The 857-nt window shown below is 57.6% G+C and carries 1 protein-coding gene; it reads left to right on the top strand.

Going from position 1 to position 857, the window contains the following annotated elements; all coding sequences use genetic code 11:
• Positions 1 to 328: 328 nt before the first annotated feature.
• A partial coding sequence (locus tag C7K08_RS14660) for a cupin domain-containing protein (protein ID WP_341272180.1) occupies positions 329 to 857 on the top strand: 529 nt, incomplete at its 3' end.

Raw genomic sequence — 857 nt, 5'->3', positions numbered from 1 at the left:
GCATTACACCCATTCGCTGGGCTGAAATCGTAGAAGCATGTGCCGTAAGGGTTGTTGCAATGAACCACATGGCGGAGGAGGAAGAGTTATAGATTTACTTCGAGGACGTGATGACAGACAGTTTTGACTAGAACATAAAACCTATTAACTTGTAGTATTTGTAATTATCGCTGGTTGTAACCCGCGGGTTTTTCGATAAAAGAAGGATTATTTGCTGATGCATGGAGTTGCTGTAAGCAGTCATTAAATTGCTCCATTAAGCCCCAAGTGATTTAAATAAAAAAGCGTCATCTTTCTTGGCACTGGGGCTCTGGGCCCAGAAGCGCCAGTGGCTGCCGCCAGCGCTGCTGTTGCCGGGCTGATCATAATCGAGCCCATGGAACTCCATGCCGACCTCAGCCAGCGCGCCCTGTTCGACAGCAACGCCCTGGACTGGACCCCATCGCCAATGGCAGGGGTGGAGCGGCGGATGCTGGATCGCCACGGTGAGGAAGTCGCCCGGGCCACCTCACTCGTGCGCTACGCCCCCGGCAGTCGCTTTGAGCGCCACAGCCATGGCGGTGGCGAAGAGATCCTGGTGCTGGAGGGCACCTTCTCCGATGAGCAGGGCGACTACCCAGCCGGCACCTATCTGCGCAATCCGGTTGGCTCCAACCACGCACCATCAAGTGAGCAGGGCTGCACGATCCTGGTGAAGCTGCAGCAGATGCACTCGGCTGATCAACAGCGCCTGGTGATCGACACCACCAACAGCACCTGGGTGCCCGGGCTGGTGCGCGGGCTGGAGGTGCAGCCCCTGCATGCCTTTGGGTCGGAGCACGTGGCCCTGGTGCGCTGGGCGCCGGGCACTGTGTTTC

This window comes from Synechococcus lacustris str. Tous (assembly GCF_003011125.1).
Taxonomy (GTDB): domain Bacteria; phylum Cyanobacteriota; class Cyanobacteriia; order PCC-6307; family Cyanobiaceae; genus Synechococcus_D; species Synechococcus_D lacustris.
Note: the sequence above shows the minus strand (reverse complement) of the source record. Positions and strands in the feature narration are given on the sequence as shown.